The organism is Colwellia sp. BRX8-7 (assembly GCF_014077275.1).
GTDB lineage: Bacteria > Pseudomonadota > Gammaproteobacteria > Enterobacterales > Alteromonadaceae > Colwellia_A.
On record NZ_JACGVP010000083.1, the window covers coordinates 1 to 605 of the forward strand.

Here is a 605-nt window from a genome sequence, read left to right on the forward strand (position 1 = left end):
GCTAATCCTTTAGCACTTATAGACTTTCTCGGTTTACCTTTTTTATCTTCCCATTCAATATCATCACCTGACATTTCTTGTAGTAAGTTATATTTGTCAAATGTCCGATAGTCCCCAAAGTCTTCAGATTCATTTTTTAGCAGTTTCCATACTCCTTTATTTGAGTACGCTGGGTGTTTAGTTAGTATTTCAATTAACAACTCTTGAAAGTCATCAAAACGATTTTTAGTTACGGCTTTATTGCTTATATCTGCTTGAAACCCCTCTTGAGATTTTTCCTCACGAGGTTTGAAGCACTTTTCAATATATTCCACCATACCAATGGGCACTAATAAATCATCGAAATTGATTGTTTTTATACAAATATCGAGTTGACCACTGTCTTTATTAAGTAAAAAAGATTCAAGTCCATATTGCGATTCTGGATGTAATTCACCCCATTGAACAAGATATTTGTTTGGTAATGTTGTGGAAAATGGGTAAGCCTTATTTTCACGTTTTAAACCTTTAATGTCATCGATTCTTACATGGAAACATCGAACAGTTCCTTCCCTTAAAAGTGTCTTTTTATCTTGTCTTGATAAACGTGCTAACCCTGAATAGTG

1 protein-coding gene is annotated in these 605 nt (G+C 33.9%); it reads right to left on the reverse strand.

Annotation, left to right across the window (positions count from 1 at the left end; all coding sequences use genetic code 11):
- The coding region (locus tag H4J57_RS20395) for a hypothetical protein (protein WP_182243999.1) at positions 1-605 on the reverse strand (605 nt) is incomplete at both ends.